Below are 18,718 nucleotides of genomic sequence, written 5' to 3'. Positions count from 1 at the left end.
CAGTCCGCTCAGCGGGGCCTCGATTGCATGTTGACCGAGCGAAAGGTATAATTGAAATTATCATTTTTCGGTCAATGGCTGCAAAACCATAATGCCTGCGAGAACCATCCCCACCTTGCCCCCACTCGACTGGCTGCGCAGCTTCGAGGCAGCGGCGCGGCTTTCGAATTTTACGGCGGCGGCCGCCGAGCTCGGCCTGACCCAGGCGGCCGTCAGTCAGCATATCCGGTTGCTTGAGGAGCGGCTGAAGACGCGTCTGTTCTCACGGCTGGCGCGGGGCGTCGCACTGTTGCCGGAGGGTGCCGCCTACTTGCCCCACATCCAATCAGCCTTCGCCACCATCGGCAGCAGCACGGCGGAACTGTTCGAGCCCCGCGCCGTCGAGACCGTTACCTTGCGGGCGCCGATCTCCTTCTCTTTGCTGGTGCTCGTTCCGAAGCTGCCCGACCTTGCCAAGGCGCTGCCGCGCATCCACCTCCACCTGGTGACGATCCATCGCCCGACCGACTATGACCTGCCGGGTTCAGCGCTGGACATCCGTTTCGGCAACGGATCCTTTCCCGGACGCATAGCCGACAGGCTGACCGCCGAGCGGCTTGTGCCGGTGGCCGCCCCGGCCTTGGCCGGTGCCGCCGACTGGATATCCCTGCCGCTGCTCCTGGTCGCTGGTGCGCGCGAGATGTGGGCGGAATGGTTCGCCGCGGCGGGATTGGCCGGTCACCCCAGGCGCTCGCATCGCTTCGACAGCTTCGTGGCTGCGATGGAGGCTGCGCGAGCCGGCGCGGGCGTGCTTCTGGGCTCGCGGCCGCTGATTGACGCGGCACTCGAAAGCAAGGCCCTGGCCAGGCTTTCCGATTTCGAGCTCCCGAGCACATCGGGGCATTTTCTGACCAAGGCACCGATCGCGCGACTGACCGGTGCCGAGCAGGATTTCCGCCAATGGCTGCTGTCGCGCCTCGGCGAGCCATCTCCGACATGACGTTCACCGGCCGATGCGCTTCCAGTAGATGAGCGTGCCGGTCAGCCCGCCATGGGGCTTCAATGCATAGTCCGGTATTTCCCCGGTCAGCGTGAAGCCCAGCCTCTCATAGAGCCCGGACGCCCCCTCTTCGGTCGCCGTATCCAGAACCAGAAGCGTGCGGCCCCTCTCCACCGCAAGGGCCTCGGCCGCTTGCATCAGGCGGGTCGCCACGCCTTTGCCTCGACGATCGAGGCGCGTCATCAGCTTGGCGATCTCGGCCCGGTGCGGCTGGTTGGGCGGACAGTCGAGCAGCAGCGTGACCGTGCCGACCAGCGTGTCTGCCTCCCACGCGCCAAGCACCACCCGCTCACCTCTTGCGGCCGCCGTCAGCGACGTGTCCCAGAACCTGCGGGCGGTTTCCGGCGCCAGCGGATGCATGAAGCTCACCGACCCGCCCGCGGCAACCGTTTCGACCAGAAGATCGCCAAGCAACGCCTGTGTCCGCGCGTCCTGCGTCAACATTCTGATCTCGATGGAATGCATGCTCGTTCTGCTTGGCTGAGATGGAAGGATCGATACGGTCGAACTGGCGTCAATCGAAAGCGCTGAATCGCTTTCCCTTGCGCGCCGCCTTGATCGCGGCGATGCGTTCGGTGTCCTCTTCCTGAAGGTGGCGTCCGCGTTCGAGGAGTTCGAGCGTGTATTCCTCATAGGTAAGTCCCAGCCGTTCCGCCTTGTCCACGCGCATCAGCATGACGTCGCGGCTCGGTGCTTTCAACGCCTTGGCATGCGCGGCCTGCCAGGCCAGGAAAATATAAGGATCGCCCTTGCCCCATGGCGGCCCCTTGTAGTCGTCGAGCGGCGGTCCCCCATTGTGGGAGCGCTTTGGACGTCTCGGCATGATGTCAGGCCCTGACCAGCGCGACGAGATAGTCGGCGCCCGCCTCGAGCGCATGGAAGGTGCAGTCCGACGGCGCGCCGAGCGCCAGACAGTCGCCGGGCTCGAGCCTGTGCACCAGATCGCCCTCGATGAATTCCAGCCGTCCGGAGATCAGCCATATCTGCTGTTTGATGAAGGCGTAGGACGCCGCGGGCAAACTGACCTTGGCGCCCGCCGGCAGATGAACCCTGATCAGTTCGAGCGGCATGTCGCCGGCCGGCGAAAGATGCCGCCTGACATAGCCGGTATCGGGATCGCGCCAGACGGGCTGGTCGCTCGCCCGCAGCAAGCCGCCACCCTGCAATTCCGCGCGTGCGATAAGGGTCGACAGCGTCATGCCGAAGGCGGCGGCGATCCGCACCAGGAGCGCTGCCGTCGGGCTGGTCATGCCACGCTCGATCGTGCTCAGCATGGCTTTGGAGACGCCGGAGCGCTCGGCGAGTTCGGCCAGGGACCAGTCCCGTATCGTCCTCTCGGCGTGTATCCGCCTGCCGATTGTCGAGGAGATGTCGTTCGCTATATCATCCATTCGTCTATTATAGCGAAAACTGATAACTGGAAAAGAGCCTTGTCGCGACAATTTTCGCCGGCTTCTTAATCCTCCCTACACCATCCGGCCACACTCGACCTTAACCCCGTTCCTGTAGGCTTCGACGTGAGGGAAAATGGGGATTGGCCTGTCCATGTATGTCGAACGCGAAGCCTCGGTCGGAGAACCGACATCGCAGGAGCGCCGCAACGCCGAACAGAACGACAGGCGCATCCTGGGCAATGTCGTGCAATGCGACGGCGCCCGCGCCACCATCAGCGCCTTTGCGGACGACGTCGACGGCGCGGTGACCGGCCTGTGGACGGTCGGCAAGATGATCTCGGTCAATCTCGGCACGACACGCACCGTCGGCCTGGTCTATGCGATCGGCAAGTCGGATCGCGCCTGGAACAGCGAAGGCCAGAACGCCATCGAGGTCAGCATCGAGCTGATCGGCGAAGTGCGCGACGGCGCCGAACCCGGCTCCAAGCCGATCTTCGACCGCGGCATCACCACCTATCCCCATATAGGCGCCATCGCGCACCGCATCCGCAGCCGTGACCTGCAGGCCGTCTACGATCTGGCCGGGCGTCATTCGATCACCATCGGCTCGCTGTCGCAGGACGAGGCGATCGCCGCCAACATCGCCATCGACGACACGCTGGCGCGCCACTTTGCCATTGTCGGCACCACCGGCGTCGGCAAGTCCACCGCCGTCTCGCTGCTGCTGCGCAAATCGATCGCGGCGCGGCCGGATCTGCGCATCCTGATCCTCGATCCGCACAATGAATTCGCCGCGTCGCTGCCCGAATATTGCGTCAAGGTCGATTCCAAGACGCTCGACCTTCCGTTCTGGATGTTCCGGCTCGAGGAATTCGCCGAGGTTCTATTTCGCGGCCGCGAGACCGTGCCCGACGAGATCGATGCGCTGCGCGACCTCATTCCGCTCGCCAAAAACCTCTATCGCAACCCCAATTCCGGTGCCTATCTCAGGCGCGGCAGCGATGCGCTGACCGCCGATACGCCAGTGCCCTACCGCATTGCCGATCTGCTCAAGCAGATTGACGAGCGCATGGGCATGCTCGAAAGCAAGAACGAGCGCCCGACGCTCAAATCGCTGAAGACGCGCATCGAATCGGCGGCAGCCGATCCGCGCTACCGTTTCATGTTCAACTCGCGCCTGATCGAGGACACCATCCACGAGACGATCGGCAACATCTTCCGCGTGCCGCATAACGGCCGCCCTGTGACCTGTTTCGAAATGGCCGGCATGCCGTCCGAAGTGGTCAATTCCGTCTGTTCGGTGCTGGCGCGCCTGGCGTTCGACCTTGCACTGTGGAGCGAGGGCAAGCTGCAGCTCCTATTGCTGTGCGAAGAAGCGCATCGCTACATGCCGGCCGATGCGCGCCTCGGCTTCGCGCCGACAAGGCACGCGCTGTCGCGCATTGCCAAGGAAGGCCGCAAGTATGGCTGCTATCTCGGCGTCGTCACACAGCGCCCGGGCGAACTCGACCCGACCATCCTGTCGCAGTGCTCGACCTTCTTCGCCATGCGGCTCGCCAATGAGCACGACCAGGCGATCATCCGCTCGGCCATCGCCGACTCGTCCGCCTCCACGCTTGCTTTCCTGTCGTCCATGGGCCAGCGCGAAGCGATCGCCTTCGGCGAAGGCGTGGCCACGACGATGCGGCTGAAGTTCGAGAGACTGCCGGCTGAACTGATCCCCGGCACGGCCAAGCGCGAACAAGCCATGTCGTCGAAAACCGGCGACGATGTCGATCTGGTGACGATCGTGGAACGGCTTCGCAACGTTCCAAAGCCGCAGCAGCAGGCGATGGCCTTTGCCGAAGTGGTCGATTCTGGCCGCCAGGCCGGCGATCCCGACTACCGCAAGCCGCCGGCCGCACGCGTGCAATCGGACGATGATTTCGACATGCGCTACGGCCTAAAGCCCGCCACCTTCGGCATGCGCCCCCAGAACGATTGAGCCTGCAAGCTCTCTGACGACCGGCCGGGAAGCCGCACACAAGCTTCCAAGGGCTTCACATCATCGAACCAGCTTGGTCAAATCCCGAAAGGGAATTCATCAGGCCGGATTGAATGGCGTGGTTTCGAGAAGCCGGAGCGGAGCGGACATTCAGTCCGTGAGCACCGGAAGTCGAAAAAGCCGCGTCAGGCAACCGGCCTCGTGAATTCTTCTTCGGGATTTCAGGCGCAGACGCGGTTGCGGCCTTGCCTCTTGGCCTCGTAGAGCTGGCGGTCGGCGCGGCGATAGAATTCTTCCGCCGTCTCCTTGCGGTCCCAGACGGCAAGGCCGACGCTGGTGGTGATCTTGAGCCGGACATTGCCCGAAAGAACCGACATGTTGGCGATCGCCTTGCGGATACGCTCGGCGAATTTCGACAACAATTCCGCCTCCATGTTGGGCGTGACCACGGCGAATTCCTCGCCACCCAATCGCGCCACCACGTCATGGTAGCGCGTCATGTCCTTGAGACAGCTGGCGACGGCCTTGAGTACCTCGTCGCCAACGTCGTGGCCATGTGTATCGTTGACCTGCTTGAAATGATCAAGGTCGAGGATCATCAGCCCGACGGGTTTCTCGATGCGCTTGAACTCCTCGAGATATTCCTTCAGCGCGTCGTCGAAATAGCGCCGGTTCTGCATGCCGGTCAGGCTATCTGTCAGCGCCGCATGTTCGAACGTCTCGGAGCGGGCGCTCAGTGACACGGTCATGGCCCGCAGCTTGCCTTCCTCCGTCGCCTGCCTGCGGATCAGCGGGTAGATGAAGAAGATGCCGAAGAACAGCGCGGTCGCGAGCAGCACGCCCGTCGCGAAAAGCAGCTTGTTGAGGTAGATGACCTTGTCCAGGCCGGAGGCCGTGTGCAGTTCGGTGGCAAAGGATTGCAGCAGTCCATAGGCATGCAGCGTCACCAGGCCGGCGGCCAGGATCACGAAGATAAAGACGAAAAACGCCGATTCCGCCTTGTGGAAACGCATCTGCTCCCCGATGGAAAAATGCCCATCGACCTTATGGCATGGCGGGCCTTACGGAGGGTTAATTTGGACAACCACAACGAGAACCTTTCCGTGAAGGAAAGGCTTTCTAGGTTGCATTAGCAACAAGCGTTTGGATCGTGGTTTCGATATCGTCACCAGGATGCAATCTTTGCCATTCCGGTCCTAGCTGGTGCCGAAACCAGGTCGTCTGCCGCTTGGCATATTGCCTGGTTGCGATCTTGGCGCGCTCAATCGCCTCGGGAAAACCCGATTGTCCGGCCATCGCCGCTTGCAGTTCGCGAACGCCGATCGCCTTCATCGCCGGCAATTGCGGATCGAGACGAAGCGATGCGAGTTGCCTGACTTCGTCCAGTGCGCCCTTGGCCAGCATCTGGTCGAAACGCCTTTCGATGCGTCCGACCAGCGCGGCCCGGTCCGGCTCGATGACGAAGAAGCGGGCCGTCTGTCTGTCGATGAGCGGCCGGCCCCGCGCGGCCTGCCAGTCCAGGATCGAGCGGCCGGATGCGTCGAGCACTTCGAGCGCCCGCACGATGCGCTGGCTGTCCGTGGGCTTCAACTGCATGGCTGCTCTGGAATCCTCGCGCATCAGGATGCCATGCAGTTTGACGGCGCCTTGCTCCTTCAACTCGTAGCGCCAACGGTCGCGTACCTGCCGCGGAATGTCGGGCATTTCCGAAATGCCCTCGGCCAAGGCGCGAAAGTAAAGGCCGGTGCCGCCGACGAAGATCGGTCGCCGCGAGAGCGCGCCGTCTTCGATCAGCCTCGTCACGTCGCGCAGCCACGCCCCGGTCGAGTAGGCGGTGCCGGGATGGACATGCCCATAGAGATAATGCGGTGCCCGAGCGAGGTCCGCCGCCTCCGGCCGGGCAGTCAACACGTCGAGAACCGAATAGGCTTGCATGGAATCGGTGTTGACGATCACGCCGCCTATACGTTCGGCCAGGTCGAGCGCCAGCGCCGACTTGCCGCTGGCGGTCGGCCCGGCTATCAGGATCGCATTCTTCACGCGGCCTTCGCCCGCATCCGCACCGGAATTATCGATGCCGCTTATCGCCACGCTTGTTTCCCATCCCGCCGATCGTGCCTTGTCGCCATCGCTTGCGAATATGGCCTCACGGTCGGTGGGCGCAAGCACTGTTCGCTGGATGGCCGAAGACATTGCCTGCGATCTCGCACTGCCAGCGAATGCACAAGCCGACGAGGCGGCCGCCAATCTGCGCGCGGCGCTGGCCGCCGAGCCGATCGACGTGATCGTCCAGCAGTCGGCAACGCGCCGCAAGAAGATCCTCATCGCCGACATGGATTCGACCATGATCGACCAGGAATGCATCGACGAGCTAGCCGACGAGATCGGCGTCAAGGAGCACATCGCGGCGATCACCGCACGATCGATGAATGGCGAGGTCGCCTTCGAGCCCGCCCTGCGCGAGCGCGTGGCGTTGCTCAAGGGGCTCGATGCGGCCGTGGTCGATCTGATCGTTGCCAACCGGTTGACATTGGCCTCCGGCGGTCGCGCGCTGGTGCAGACGATGCGGGCCAACGGCGCCTGGACCGCGCTAGTCTCGGGCGGCTTCGAGGTCTTCACCTCACGCATCGCCGCCATGCTCGGCTTCCATGAAAACCGCGCCAACCGCCTGCTCGAACAGGATGGCCTCTTTGCCGGGTTGGTCGGCGAGCCGATCCTCGGCCGCGCCGCCAAGGCCGAGGCGCTGATCGAGATCACGGCGCGTCTCGGCCTCACCCCGGCCGATGCCATTGCTGTCGGCGACGGGGCCAACGATCTCGACATGATCCGCCTTGCCGGCACCGGTGTTGCGCTGCATGCCAAACCGATGGTGGCTGCACAGGCAAAGGTTCGCATCGACCATGGCGACCTGACCGCATTGCTCTATCTGCAAGGCTACGGGCAGGAAGAGTTCGTCCAATGAAACCAATGCGCACCGAGCGCCTGATCCTGCGCAACTGGGAGGATCGCGACCGGGAGCTGTTCCATCGCATCAATTCCGATGAACGCGTGATGGAGTTCTTCCCCTTCCGTCGCGGCCGCGCCGCAGCAGACGCCAAGATGGACGAACTGCGGGCCATCATCGATCGGGACGGCTATGGCTTTGCCGCCGCCGAGGTCGCCGCATCAGGTCAATGCATCGGCTTTGTCGGTATCACCGGGACCGACCATCTGCCGTTCCTTCCCGCCGGCACCGTTGAGGTCGGCTGGCGGCTGGCGCCCGAATTCTGGAGCAAGGGTTATGTCACGGAAGCTGCCGAGGCATGGCTGGCCTACGGCTTCGAAAAACTCGGCCTTGGCGAGATCGTCTCCTTCGCGGTCGAGAACAACCGCCGCTCCACTGCCGTCATGAAGCGCCTCGGCATGACCGCCGATCCCTCGGCCAACTTCGACCACCCCGGCATTCCCGACAGCCACCCGGAGCTGAAGAGGCATGTGTTCTACAGGCTGACGAGCGCGGATTGGCGGAAGAATCGTCGCTGATCAATGCCTGTCAGGTGGAAATTCGTCGCCGGACTGTGGCGATCTGTCTGCGACCCGCCCCAGCATTTTCGCGAAATCGCCCGGTGACGCGTCGCCGGCACGACGACGCAGGAAGTCAGCTGCCGCTTCCATTGCCCCGACCTTTTGCGCCACAGCCGACGCAATCCATTGATTGAGCGACACGCCATCGGCCTTCGCGAGGCGCGCGGCTGCTTCCTTAACCGACTGTGGCAGTTTCAGCGGATAAGTCGCTTTGCTCATGTACGAAGTCCTTCCAAGAACTCGGCCGGGCTCACAAGCAGTACATCAAAACGGCCTGCCGCAGCTAGGAAGTCCCGGCGATTGTGAGTCACCAACGCATCGGCCCGGCCGTTGATCGCTGCTTCAAGCACCATCTCATCCTTCGGATCGTTCAATTGCGGCCGCCAGAGAAAGTGCAGCTCGACCGGCTCAGCCAGCAATGCAAAGCCGGCCAGCAAACGGCCCAGATCCGGCGCGGACAACCCGTGAGCCGCCACCTGCTCGGGTCTGGCCAGCACGGTTTCATATTCAAGAAACAGCGCTGTCGTCACTAATGGGCGAATTTGCTGATCCGCAATCAGCTGCAGGATGGCGAAAGACGCGCCATTCCTGCTTCGCAAGCCTGCCGTCAAAACGTTTGTGTCCAGTACGATCCGCCTCACAAGTCAAAATAGTACATCCCATGGGATGTTACAATATGACCATCGTTAGCGATCCTCAGTCCATCCGGATCGTCACAAACCTCAGCTCACCGGTCTTGGACGCCAGCATCAACAGTGCGTTCTTGCGTCCCTGCTCCTTCAGCGCGCCGATCCGGTCCATCACATCCTTGGGCGTGGCAACCGATTCCTGTGCAATTTCGGTGATCACCTCGCCCGGCTGGATGCCGCGTTCAGCCGCGGCCGAGTCCTTGGCGACATCGGTGATGACGACGCCCGAAACATCGGCGGCGATGCTGAACTTCTTGCGCGTATCGTCGTTCAATTCGCCGACGGTCATGCCGAGCACCGAGGCCGTCGAAACCGCCGGCGCCTTGTCGCCTTTGTCCTGGTCGGTGTTGCCGTTTTCGCCGCTGGCGAGCTTCTCGCTGTCCTCGAGCCGGCCAAGTGTTACCTTCACCGTTTGCTCGACACCCTTGCGCACGATCAGCACGTCGACCGCCTTGCCGACCGGGCTCTCCGCGACCACACGCGGCAGGTCGCGCATTTCGTGGATGTCCTTACCGTCGAACTTGATGATCACGTCGCCGGCCTGGATGGTGCCGTTGTCGACCGGTCCACCCTTGATGACGCCGGCGACCAGCGCACCCTTGGCGGTCGCCATGCCGAGGCTCTCGGCAATGTCGTCGGTCACCGGCTGGATGCGCACGCCAAGCCAGCCGCGCCGCGTTTCGCCATATTGGCGCAGTTGCTCGACAACGCCCGATGCGAGCTGCGAGGGGATGGAGAAGCCGATGCCGATCGAGCCGCCGGACGGCGAAATGATCGCCGTGTTGATGCCGATGACCTCGCCGGCGCTGTTGAACAGCGGCCCGCCCGAATTGCCGCGGTTGATCGCGGCATCGGTCTGGATGAAATCGTCATAGGGGCCTGAATTGATGTCGCGGTTACGCGCCGAGACGATGCCGACCGTGACCGTGCCGCCGAGGCCGAACGGATTGCCGATCGCCATCACCCAGTCGCCGACGCGCATCTTGGTGGAATCGCCGAACTTCACCGCCGTCAGCTTGTGGCCCTTCGGATCGACCTTGAGCACCGCGACATCGGTCTTGGTGTCGGTGCCGACCAGCGTCGCCTTCAGCGTGACTCCATCGGAGAAATTGACCTCGATATCGTCGGCATCGGCGATGACATGGTTGTTGGTGACGACGATGCCCTGCTCGGCGTCGATGACGAAACCGGAGCCGAGCGACTGCACTTTCTGCGAGCCATTGTCCTTGTCGCCGCCGCGGTTCTTGAAGAAATCGTCGAAGAAATCCTGGAACGGCGAGCCTTCGGGAAGCTGCGGCATCGGCACCGCGCCCGGACCTTCCGTGCCCTTCACCGTCTGCGACGTCGAGATGTTGACCACCGCGCCGAGCAGGCCTTGCGCCAGGTCGGCCACCGAAGCAGGCCCGTCGGCGGCCATTGTCGGCGTCACGAAGGCCGGAACGGCCACGGTGCCCAGAAGAAGCGCTGCCGCGCCAGCGACGAACGTGCGTCGAGCCGCGCGCAAAAGGGTGTTGGATGTCATCGAGAAGCCTCCCGGCACTTCTGAAAGAGAAAAGCGCTTCGACGGAAACGCCGTGTCGCGCCATGATGGCAAGAAATAGGGCACGTTTGCGGCTATGGCTATTGGCAGAGTGTAAATCCCGCGTTTTTGCACACCCCCTAGCCGCCGCGGATCAGCCAGACGATACCGACGCCGGCGCCAATCGCACCAGCCCGGCAATCCGCAATGCATTGTCCGGCAATGACAGCACCTCGCCCGCCAGTTTCCTGGCGAAACCGGGAAAGCCGCCATAGACCAGGCCCTCAATGACGAGGACCAGGCCTATTGCCGCGAAGAAATCCTGCACCGGCCGCTATTGGCCGGTGCTGGGCGAAGCCGCGGGTGCCGTCGCCGGGGCGGCAGGTGGTGCCGGCTGCGGAGCCGCCGGCCTTGCCGGCGCCTCCTTGCCGTCAGGGTCGCGGAAGAAACGGAAGAACTCCGAATTCGGCGACAGCACCATTGTCGTGCCGGTGTTGTCCAGCGCCGTGCCATAGGCTTTCATCGACCGGTAGAAATCGAAGAACGCCGGATCGCGCTGATAAGCCTCGGCAAAGGTGGCGCTGCGCTGCGCCTCGCCCTCGCCGCGCAGGATTTCGGACTCCTTCTGCGCTTCCGCGATGATCTCGACCACCTCACGGTCGGCGCGGGCCTTGATGCGCTGCGCCGCCTCATTGCCGCGCGCCCTCAGCCTTTCGGCCTCAGCCAGACGTTCCGCCTTCATGCGATCGAAGGTCTGCTGCGAGACTTCGGCGGTGAGGTCGGTGCGGCGGATGCGGACATCCTCGATCTGCAGGCCGAGCGAGGTGGCGTCGGGCCGTAGCTGATCGCGCACTTCGCGCATCATCACAGCGCGCTCCTCCGAAAGGGCGGCCTCGAAGTCGCGCAGACCGTAGACGCGGCGCAAGGCAGCGTCGAGACGCGTCCTCAGCCGCGCTTCGGCGAGCTCGATCTGGCCGGATACGGCGGCACGGAAGACACGCGGATCCGAGATGCGGTAGGCGATGAAGGCATCGACCTCATAGAACTTGCCGCCCGAGACCTGGACGCGGATGTTGTCGAGGTCGAAGCGCAGCACCCGATTCTCGATCAACTGCACCGTGTCGGCGTCGAAGAACGAGAACGGCGCCTTGAAGTAGATGCCGGGCTCGGTCTTGACGTCGACGATCTCGCCGAACCTCAGCACCAGCGCCTGCTGGCGCGCATTGACCACGAAGACTGACGAATAGAGCAGGAACAGGATGACCGCCGCGATGACGACGATGACGGGGAGACGGTTGGCCATCACTGGTTACCTCCCGTCGTCGCGCCAAGCGGGGCCGGAGCCGGCGCTTTCTGCTGCAATGCCGGCAGCGGCAGATAGGGGACGACCCCCTGCCCGTTGCCTTGCTCGACGATCACCTTGCCGGAGTCCTTCAGCACCTTCTCCATCGTTTCCAGGTAAAGCCGCTTGCGCGTCACGTCGGGCGCCTTCGCATATTCGTCATAGACGGAGATGAAGCGCTGGGCCTCACCTTCGGCCTCCTGCACCACCCGGTTCTTGTAGGCGGCCGCGTCTTCGCGGACCTGTGCGGCCTCGCCGCGTGCCTGGCCGAGCTTCTGGTTGGAGTACTGGTTGGCCTGCTCGACGAACTTATCCTCGTCCTGCTCGGCGCGCTGCACCTCGTCGAAGGCGTCGGCGACCTCACGGGGCGGCGCCGCGTCCTCGATCGAGATGGCGTTGACCTGAAGCCCGGCCTTGTAGCCGTCGAGCGTGGTCTGGATGATCTCACGCACCGAAGCCGCTATGCCCTGGCGGTCGTCACGGAAGATGTCCTGCGCCGGCCTGCGGCCGACGGCCTCGCGCATCGCGCTCTCGGCGACCTGCCGCAGCATGCCATCCGGGTCGGAGACGTCGAACAGATAGGCGCGGGGATCGGAGACCTGATAGGCGACCGAGAACTGCACGTTGACGATGTTCTGGTCGCCCGAAAGCATCAGCCCCGACGTGTTGCCGCTGGACGCGCCACCGCCAATGTCGACGAGCTGCTCGGAAATCTTGGCCGTTTCGACGGTTTCGAGCGGCCACCAGTGGAAATGCAGGCCGGGCTGCGACAGCTCGGCCTTCGGCTTGCCGAAGCGCAGCTCGACCGCGACCTCATCGGGCTGCACGGTGTAGACTGCCTGGAACGCCCATAGCACGACCAGCGCCGCGCCGATCAGCCCGAATATGGCCGGACTGGCGCCGCCACCGCCGGGCAACGCACGCCGCAGCCTGTCCTGGCCACGGCGGATGATGTCCTCGAGGTCGGGAGGCGAGCCTTGCGGTCCGCTTGGCCCCTTCGGTCCCTGCCCCCAGGGTCCCTGATTGTTGCCGCCGCCGCCCCATGGGCCGCCGCCACCGCCACCTTTGTCGTTCCAGGGCATGAATGTCCTTTCGCTTGGAATTCCCTCAAGCGCCGGAATTTCGGCGCAAATCCAGTCTTGTTCTTCTATAGGGACGCCACGGCATGCTTTCAACGCGATGCTCTGCCGGCATCATCGGTTTTGGGCCGGTCGCGACCCTTTGTCGTCTTTAAACGCCTTTTTTCTTTCAATGGCTCTCGCGGCGTCGCTCGTAAACCGTATAGCGCGTCGCGTGGCTGTCCTTTTCGCCGACCGGGATCTCCTGCGAACTGACTTCGCGCCAGCGTTTCGGATCGATCGGCGGGAAATGCGCGTCGCCGTCGACAGCGGCCAGCACATGGGTGACATGCAGCCGGTCAGCGAGCGGTAGCGCCTGCGCATAGATTTCGCCGCCGCCGATCACGCAGACCTCGTCCACCCCGCTCATGCAGCGCCCCCGCACATCAGCCAGCTGGATCGCGTTCTCAAGCGTATGCGCCACCTCGACGCCGTCGGCGCGCCAGGTCTTGTCACGGGTAACAACGATGTTCAGCCTGCCCGGCAGCGGCCGGCCGATGCCTTCATAGGTCCTGCGGCCCATGATGATAGGCTTGCCCATCGTGTCTGCCTTGAAGCGCTTGAGATCGGTGGAAAGCCGCCAGGGCAGCCCCCCGTCCCGCCCGATGACGCCGTTCTCGGCGATGGCGACATAGATTGCCACGTGCATCAGTTGCCGTTCCCATTGTCGGATGGATCGAGGATAAGGATGTCGATGTCGCGCTCTGGATAGAAGTCCTCAGCCGTCATCTCGAAACTCGTCGGCCCGACCTTCCTGACATTGTCGCCGCAGAACGAGACCAGGGCTTTGGGATTGCCCTTGTCGACGGTCAGCTTGAACTTGCCGATGCTGCCGGCCGCCCAGTTGCCGCCGGTGGTCAGGATGTAGGCGATGCGGCTCTCGTAATATTTTGGATAGCCGTCGGGATCGTTCTTGGCAGCCTTGCGCACTGCGTTCTCGAAGGTGTCGTCCATGCAGTAGCGGGACTTGTAGGCGGCGTACTGTCCCTGGAACTTGCCGTCGTAGAAGAAGCTGACCGACGAGGTGCCGCCGACGCTCGGTTTGTAGCGGTGGGAAACGTGGACGTCCTTGTTGGCCGGAAAGGTCGAGCGCCACCAATAGGTCGAGCGCAATTGCCAGAACGGTGCATAATTGGGTTTCGCGCCAGGGCTGTCATCGACAGTGTCCTCGATGATGATGCCGCGGGTGACCCAGTCGTCCGCCACCGTTTGCGGCAGCTTCCCGAGCGCCGCCTTTGCCGCTTCGCCGAATGGGTTGAAAGGCACGTTCTGCGCCTTCAGGTCGGCACCGATGTCGATGCCGAGCGCGAACGCCTTCTGCTCGAGCTCAGGCTTTGCCGCCACGCCGTCGATCGTCACCTCGAAGCCAAGGAAATTGTCGCTCTGGTTTTCGGGGATCGCCGGCATCTCCTCGGGATCGCCGGAGATGTCGGGCATTGGGAAGGCGACGATCGCGTCGACGTCCTTATCGGTGTTGTTGTGGAAGACGTAATCCACGGTCACCTTTTCCGGCGAGATGAAGAGGTCCTCGCTCTGCATCGCCACGGCATCGCTGCGCGACAGCACCAGGCCGCCGGTGCCGAGTTCGGCAACGGAATCATTGGCGAACGCGGGTGCGGCCGACAAGGCCAGCACCGCCGTCAGAACATATCGCAACATGAAAGCCCCTCGGCGAGAATGTCGCGATGACCCTAGCGGTTTCAACGTGGCGTTTCAAAGCCCTTCCGCATCCGCGCCACGCCAGTCTGGACTAAAGGGTTGCGATCGGGCAGGAGTTCGCTTCATGCGCAAGCTTCTCGTCATCGGCATCGGCGCCGGCAATCCCGACCATATGACCGTGCAGGCCATAGACGGCCTCAATCGGGCCGACGTGCTGTTCATCCCCGACAAGGGTGCGAAGAAGAACGATCTTGCCGAACTGCGCCGTCACATCTGCGACCGCTTCGTCACCAACCCGAATTCACGCCGCGTGGAATTCGACGTGCCCGTGCGGGCCGAACCGGCGCCTTCCTATCGCTCGACTGTCGATGACTGGCACGAGGCAATCGCCGCCATCTATGAAGACCTGATCCGCGAAGAGATCGCCGAGGATGGTTGCGGCGCCTTCCTGATCTGGGGCGACCCCTCGCTCTACGACAGCGCGCTGCGCATCCTGGAGCGCGTACGCCTCAGGGGCAACGTCGCCTTCGAACTGGAGGTTATTCCCGGCATCACCGCCATCCAGGCGCTCGCCGCCAGCCACGCGACAGCGCTGAACCGCATCGGCGATTCCATCCTGATCACCACCGGCCGCCGGTTGACGGAAGAAGGTATGCCGCAAAATGCCGGCAGCGCCGTCGTCATGCTTGACGGCAAATGCGCCTTCAACACGCTCGCCGACCAGGATCTTTTCATCCAATGGGGCGCCTATCTCGGCACGCCGGACGAAATCATCGTCTCCGGCCGCCTCCGCGACGTCGGCGCCGAAATCGAGAAAATCCGCGAGCAGGCTCGCGGGGAAAAGGGCTGGATCATGGATACGTACGTGCTGAGGAAGGTAGGGGAGTAGGGCAGTAAGTGAACGAGACATCAGGAGCCGGAACACAAGAAAGCACACGAAAAATTCGACGCGCCCGAGTTGGTCTGCCCTACTGCCCTACTGCCCTACTGCCCTACCCCTCCTCAATCTCCGCCTGCAACGCCTCCATATGCGTCGCGGCCGCCGAAGCCGCCGCGCGTTCGATGGCGCGGAAACGGCTGACTACGGCCAGGCCCACCGCCGTCAGTTGCGCGCCGCCGCCCTTGCGGCCGCCGGTCTGCGCGGCCACCAGCGGCTTGCCGAACACCCGGTTCATGTCCTCGACCAAGTCCCACGCATGCTTGTAGGACATCTCCATGCCGCGCGCGGCGGCCGAGATCGAACCGAAGGCGGCGATCTGCTCCAGCAATTCGATCTTGCCCGGCCCGATGCGCCCGTCGGGGTCGAGATTTATCCGCAAGCTCAGCGACGGCATTGTCTTCCTCCGCGATCACGCCCGCCATGTTAGAGCGTCCCTGGCCGCCTCGCTATTCCAAATCGATATAGCGCAGAGACCCGCTCGCCGTCTCAGCCGTCCGCCTCCGCGGCGAGCCCGCCCCCGGTGTTTGCCTGGTCGAAACTCACCGTCTTGATCACGGCGAAGACCTGTCCGCCGAGCCGCAGCTTCAGAACCTGCCGCGACTGTTCGGTGACCCGTGCCAGCACGGTCGCGCCGTTGCAGTCGATACCGATCTCGACCGTCGGCCCCTCGCCCGGTCTGATCGCGACGATCGTGCCGGCCAGGATGTTGAGCGCGCTGAGACGAGACGGCCGTTCGGTGGCGATCATGACGTCGCGCGCGCGGATGCGTATGCGCACCGGCGCGCCCACCGTCGCCGCCAGCTTGGGCACACGTATCTCGCCGGCGTTCGAGCCAAGCACCGTCATGCCGAAAACCTCGTCATGCTGCAGTACGCTGGTGTCCAGCACCGCGCCGCCCTCGCCGCGCTCCTCCGCCGGCAGAAGGTCCGGCCTTTGCATGACAGCCGTGGTCGGGCCGCTGGCGGCAAGCTTGCCTCGCGCCAGCATCACCACGTCGCTCGCCAGCCGCGCCACCTCGGCGATCGAATGGCTGACATAGACGATCGGGATCTTGGTCTCGTCGCGCAGGCGCTCGACATAGGGCAGGATTTCGGCCTTGCGCGCCTCGTCGAGCGAGGCCAGCGGCTCGTCCATCAGCAACAGCCGGGGGCTGGCGAGCAGCGCCCGGCCGATCGCGACGCGCTGCCTCTCGCCGCCCGAGAGCTTTGCCGGCGGCCGCGCCAGCAGCGGCTCGATGCCGAGCAATTCGACGACGGCGTCGATCTCGGCATAACGCTCCGCCGCCGGCGTGAACCAGCGGCCGTAGCGCAAATTGCTCGCCACGCTCAGATGCGGAAACAGACGCGCGTCCTGGAACACCATGCCGATCCGGCGCCTGTGCTTCGGCACGAAAATGCCCTTGGCCGTGTCGACCAGCACACGCCCATCGATCTCGATGCGTCCCTGATCGGGCCGGATCAACCCGGCAATCATATTGATCAGCGTCGTCTTGCCCGAGCCAGAGGGCCCGAACAGCGCCGTCAGCCGCCCGGCGCTCTCGAAGCGGATGTCGAGCGGGAAATCGCCGAGCCGATGGCGGATGTCGACAAGGACCGTCATTCGATGTCCATCCGCCGGCCGACGCGCCGCGCCAGCACTTCCGAGGCCACCAGGGCGGCCATCGAGATGACGATCGAGATCAGCGTCAGCCGAAGCGCGCCGGCATCGCCGCCCGGCACCTGGGTGAACGTGTAGATTGCCGACGGCAGCGTCTGCGTCTCGTTCGGGATGTTGGAGACGAAGGTGATCGTCGCTCCGAACTCGCCCATCGCCTTGGCGAAGGAGAGGATGGCGCCGGCGATCAGCCCGGGCAGGATCAGCGGCAAGGTGATGGTGCCGAACACCCATGGCGGGCTGGCGCCGAGCGTTCCGGCCGCCGCCTCCATCTTGCGGTCGACGGCCTCGATCGACAATCGGATCGCCCGCACCATCAGCGGAAAACCCATGACGCCGCAGGCAAGAGCCGCACCCGTCCAGCGAAAGGAAAAAACGATGCCGAAATGCTCGGCCAGGAATGCGCCGGCCGGCCCGCGCTTGCCGAAGGTCAGAAGCAGGAGATAGCCGGTCACCACGGGCGGCAGGATCAGCGGCAGGTGCACCAGCCCGTTGAGCAGCGTCTTGCCCCAGAAGCGGCCGCGCGCCAGGAGCAGCGCTATCGCTATGCCCGGCGGCAGGCTGGCGATCATCGCCACTGTCGCCACCTTGATGGACAGCCGGACCGCATTCCATTCGTCGGGAGTGAGGTCCAGCAGCCAGTTCATGCGCAGGTGGCTATCCTAGTTGACGGGCGCAAGGACCGTGAAACCCTGCTCCTTGAATAGATCCGAGGCCTTTGCCGTCCGCAGGCACTTCAGGAAGGCAGGCGTGTCCTTGTCCTTCGAATCAGCCGTTTGGGCAACCGGATAGATGATCGGCGGATGTGAATCCTCGGGGAAAACACCAACCACCTTGACGCCCTTTTCGGCATGCGCGTCCGTGGCATAGACGATGCCGAGAGCCGCTTCGCCCATCGAGACCAGCTTGAGTGCCGCACGCACATTCTCGGCCTGCGCCACCTTGCCCTCGACCGAGGACCAGACGCCGAGCGATTCAAGCGCGGCCTTGCCGTATTTGCCGGCCGGCACAGCCTTGAGGTCGCCCATGGCGAGCTTGCCGTCGCCGACCAGCTTGGCCAGATCAAAACCCTTTTCGATCTTGGCTTCAACGCCCGAATCCTTCGGCGCCACCAGCACGATCTGGTTGCCGAGCAGCTTCACTTCGGTAGCGGGCTTGGTCAGCTTCCTGTCGGAAAGATACTTCATCCAGTCGAGATCGGCCGAGATGAAGACGTCCGCCGGCGCGCCGCTTTCGATCTGCTTGGCGAGCGCCGAACTCGCCGCGTAGGAGATGGTCGCCGCTTCGCCGACATCAGCCGCGCAGGCCTTGTTGACCGCGTCGAGCGCGTCCTTGAGGCTGGCGGCCGCAAACACCACGACCTCGTCTTGCGCGCGCGCCGCCGGCACTGCTGCCGTCCACGCCGCCGCGAAGCCGCCAATGGCGACCGCCGCCACTGCAAAACCGTTGCGCGTCATGAACTCTCCCAGTTGACATCCGGCCTGCTCGAAGCCTGCCATCCGATATATCCGGATGAATATAACAAGGAAAGGTTTTTCGCACAGCGTCGCCATTGAATGCGCGGCGTCCTCGCGACCTGCGATAGACCAGCACGGATACAGCGAAAGGCAGACGAAGACGTCACAAGAAAATCGGCGCCCGTTGCCCTCGACGGAACCAACGCTGAAATCCTCTAAAGCGCGTCGTTCCCCCAAAACTGCGGTCACTTTTGGGCGACATAGCTGTCGCCGCCGTGATCTGTTGGGAGAGGCGAGACAATGTCTAAATGCAGATAAGTGTGTGTCGAAACGAGCCTTCCGGCGTCTTCACCATCCGCA

21 protein-coding genes and 1 pseudogene are annotated in these 18,718 nt (G+C 63.7%); 5 read left to right on the top strand and 17 right to left on the bottom strand.

Translation table 11 applies throughout. From position 1 onward, the window contains the following. The first annotated feature begins 91 nt into the window (after nt 1-91). Nucleotides 92-979, top strand: coding sequence for a LysR family transcriptional regulator (locus tag FJ867_RS11135; protein WP_140495358.1), 888 nt, complete (start codon nt 92-94; stop codon nt 977-979). Between the two features lie 3 nt (nt 980-982). Here the strand turns inward: FJ867_RS11135 and FJ867_RS11130 are convergent, their stop codons facing one another. Genes FJ867_RS11130 through FJ867_RS11120 form a run of 3 tightly spaced genes read right to left on the bottom strand, consistent with a single transcriptional unit; the run spans nt 983 to nt 2,430 of the window. After that, nucleotides 983-1,504, bottom strand: a complete 522-nt coding sequence (locus FJ867_RS11130; RefSeq protein ID WP_140495357.1) for a GNAT family N-acetyltransferase — start codon at nt 1,502-1,504, stop codon at nt 983-985. A gap of 49 nt (nt 1,505-1,553) precedes the next feature. After that, the gene (locus tag FJ867_RS11125) at nt 1,554-1,862 is read right to left on the bottom strand and encodes a hypothetical protein (RefSeq protein ID WP_140495355.1); all 309 of its coding nucleotides are present in this window, start codon (nt 1,860-1,862) and stop codon (nt 1,554-1,556) included. A 4-nt stretch (nt 1,863-1,866) separates the two neighbouring features. Beyond that, the gene (locus FJ867_RS11120; protein ID WP_140495353.1) at nt 1,867-2,430 is read right to left on the bottom strand and encodes an XRE family transcriptional regulator; all 564 of its coding nucleotides are present in this window, start codon (nt 2,428-2,430) and stop codon (nt 1,867-1,869) included. A gap of 154 nt (nt 2,431-2,584) precedes the next feature. Between FJ867_RS11120 and FJ867_RS11115 the strand changes: the two genes are divergently transcribed. Beyond that, nucleotides 2,585-4,417: an ATP-binding protein gene (locus FJ867_RS11115; protein ID WP_140495864.1), complete on the top strand. Its 1,833-nt coding sequence runs from the start codon at nt 2,585-2,587 to the stop codon at nt 4,415-4,417. A 221-nt stretch (nt 4,418-4,638) separates the two neighbouring features. On the opposite strand, the gene FJ867_RS11110 is transcribed toward FJ867_RS11115, so the two are convergent. After that, a complete protein-coding gene (locus FJ867_RS11110) occupies nt 4,639-5,430 on the bottom strand; it encodes a GGDEF domain-containing protein (protein ID WP_140495351.1) in 792 nt (263 codons plus the stop codon). A gap of 106 nt (nt 5,431-5,536) precedes the next feature. Continuing rightward, complete coding sequence (gene miaA / locus FJ867_RS11105) at nt 5,537-6,502, bottom strand: tRNA (adenosine(37)-N6)-dimethylallyltransferase MiaA (protein WP_140495863.1); 966 nt, start codon at nt 6,500-6,502, stop codon at nt 5,537-5,539. On the opposite strand from miaA, the gene serB reads away from it, so the two are divergent. Together serB and FJ867_RS11095 are read left to right on the top strand one after the other, a co-directional pair. Continuing rightward, nucleotides 6,492-7,379 carry a phosphoserine phosphatase SerB gene (gene serB, locus FJ867_RS11100; RefSeq protein ID WP_140495349.1) on the top strand — a complete coding sequence of 296 codons (888 nt, stop codon included), beginning with the start codon at nt 6,492-6,494 and terminating at the stop codon, nt 7,377-7,379. The two genes, miaA and serB, sit on opposite strands and share 11 nt — an antisense overlap. Further along, nucleotides 7,376-7,939, top strand: a complete 564-nt coding sequence (locus FJ867_RS11095) for a GNAT family N-acetyltransferase (RefSeq protein WP_140495347.1) — start codon at nt 7,376-7,378, stop codon at nt 7,937-7,939. The genes serB and FJ867_RS11095 overlap by 4 nt, the downstream gene beginning before the upstream one ends. Here the strand turns inward: FJ867_RS11095 and FJ867_RS11090 are convergent, their stop codons facing one another. The 8 genes and pseudogenes from FJ867_RS11090 to FJ867_RS11055 all read right to left on the bottom strand — a co-directional run bounded on the left by FJ867_RS11090 (nt 7,940) and on the right by FJ867_RS11055 (nt 14,308). Further along, nucleotides 7,940-8,200 carry a toxin-antitoxin system HicB family antitoxin gene (locus tag FJ867_RS11090; protein ID WP_140495345.1) on the bottom strand — a complete coding sequence of 87 codons (261 nt, stop codon included), beginning with the start codon at nt 8,198-8,200 and terminating at the stop codon, nt 7,940-7,942. After that, nucleotides 8,197-8,622, bottom strand: coding sequence for a putative toxin-antitoxin system toxin component, PIN family (locus FJ867_RS11085; RefSeq protein WP_140817380.1), 426 nt, complete (start codon nt 8,620-8,622; stop codon nt 8,197-8,199). Before FJ867_RS11085 ends, FJ867_RS11090 begins: the two co-directional genes overlap by 4 nt. 55 nt (nt 8,623-8,677) lie before the next feature. Further along, complete coding sequence (locus FJ867_RS11080) at nt 8,678-10,192, bottom strand: DegQ family serine endoprotease (protein ID WP_140495341.1); 1,515 nt, start codon at nt 10,190-10,192, stop codon at nt 8,678-8,680. 137 nt (nt 10,193-10,329) lie between these two features. Further along, a pseudogene (locus tag FJ867_RS11075) lies at nt 10,330-10,517 on the bottom strand (DUF2065 domain-containing protein). A gap of 6 nt (nt 10,518-10,523) precedes the next feature. Beyond that, nucleotides 10,524-11,492, bottom strand: a complete 969-nt coding sequence (locus FJ867_RS11070) for a protease modulator HflC (RefSeq protein WP_140817378.1) — start codon at nt 11,490-11,492, stop codon at nt 10,524-10,526. Further along, nucleotides 11,492-12,613, bottom strand: coding sequence for an FtsH protease activity modulator HflK (gene hflK / locus FJ867_RS11065; RefSeq protein WP_140495337.1), 1,122 nt, complete (start codon nt 12,611-12,613; stop codon nt 11,492-11,494). The genes FJ867_RS11070 and hflK overlap by 1 nt, the downstream gene beginning before the upstream one ends. A gap of 166 nt (nt 12,614-12,779) precedes the next feature. After that, a complete protein-coding gene (locus FJ867_RS11060; RefSeq protein WP_140495334.1) occupies nt 12,780-13,298 on the bottom strand; it encodes a dihydrofolate reductase in 519 nt (172 codons plus the stop codon). Beyond that, on the bottom strand, nt 13,298-14,308 hold the full coding sequence (locus FJ867_RS11055) for a DUF4424 domain-containing protein (protein WP_140495332.1): 1,011 nt from the start codon (nt 14,306-14,308) through the stop codon (nt 13,298-13,300). The genes FJ867_RS11060 and FJ867_RS11055 overlap by 1 nt, the downstream gene beginning before the upstream one ends. Nucleotides 14,309-14,432: 124 nt before the next feature. On the opposite strand from FJ867_RS11055, the gene cobF reads away from it, so the two are divergent. Continuing rightward, on the top strand, nt 14,433-15,197 hold the full coding sequence (gene cobF / locus FJ867_RS11050; RefSeq protein WP_140495330.1) for a precorrin-6A synthase (deacetylating): 765 nt from the start codon (nt 14,433-14,435) through the stop codon (nt 15,195-15,197). Nucleotides 15,198-15,300: 103 nt separating this feature from the next. Here the strand turns inward: cobF and FJ867_RS11045 are convergent, their stop codons facing one another. The 4 genes from FJ867_RS11045 to modA all read right to left on the bottom strand — a co-directional run bounded on the left by FJ867_RS11045 (nt 15,301) and on the right by modA (nt 18,358). Next, nucleotides 15,301-15,642, bottom strand: a complete 342-nt coding sequence (locus FJ867_RS11045; RefSeq protein ID WP_140495328.1) for a winged helix-turn-helix domain-containing protein — start codon at nt 15,640-15,642, stop codon at nt 15,301-15,303. A gap of 92 nt (nt 15,643-15,734) precedes the next feature. Next, nucleotides 15,735-16,847 carry a molybdenum ABC transporter ATP-binding protein gene (modC, locus tag FJ867_RS11040; protein WP_140670193.1) on the bottom strand — a complete coding sequence of 371 codons (1,113 nt, stop codon included), beginning with the start codon at nt 16,845-16,847 and terminating at the stop codon, nt 15,735-15,737. Continuing rightward, on the bottom strand, nt 16,844-17,548 hold the full coding sequence (gene modB, locus FJ867_RS11035; protein ID WP_140495324.1) for a molybdate ABC transporter permease subunit: 705 nt from the start codon (nt 17,546-17,548) through the stop codon (nt 16,844-16,846). The genes modC and modB overlap by 4 nt, the downstream gene beginning before the upstream one ends. Nucleotides 17,549-17,563: 15 nt before the next feature. Further along, nucleotides 17,564-18,358, bottom strand: coding sequence for a molybdate ABC transporter substrate-binding protein (gene modA, locus FJ867_RS11030; protein WP_140670191.1), 795 nt, complete (start codon nt 18,356-18,358; stop codon nt 17,564-17,566). Between the last annotated feature and the right edge of the window lie 360 nt (nt 18,359-18,718).

The sequence above is a fragment of the Mesorhizobium sp. B2-5-3 genome, assembly GCF_006441005.1.
Classification (GTDB): Bacteria; Pseudomonadota; Alphaproteobacteria; order Rhizobiales; family Rhizobiaceae; genus Mesorhizobium.
This window is presented reverse-complemented; position numbering and strand designations above follow the sequence as displayed.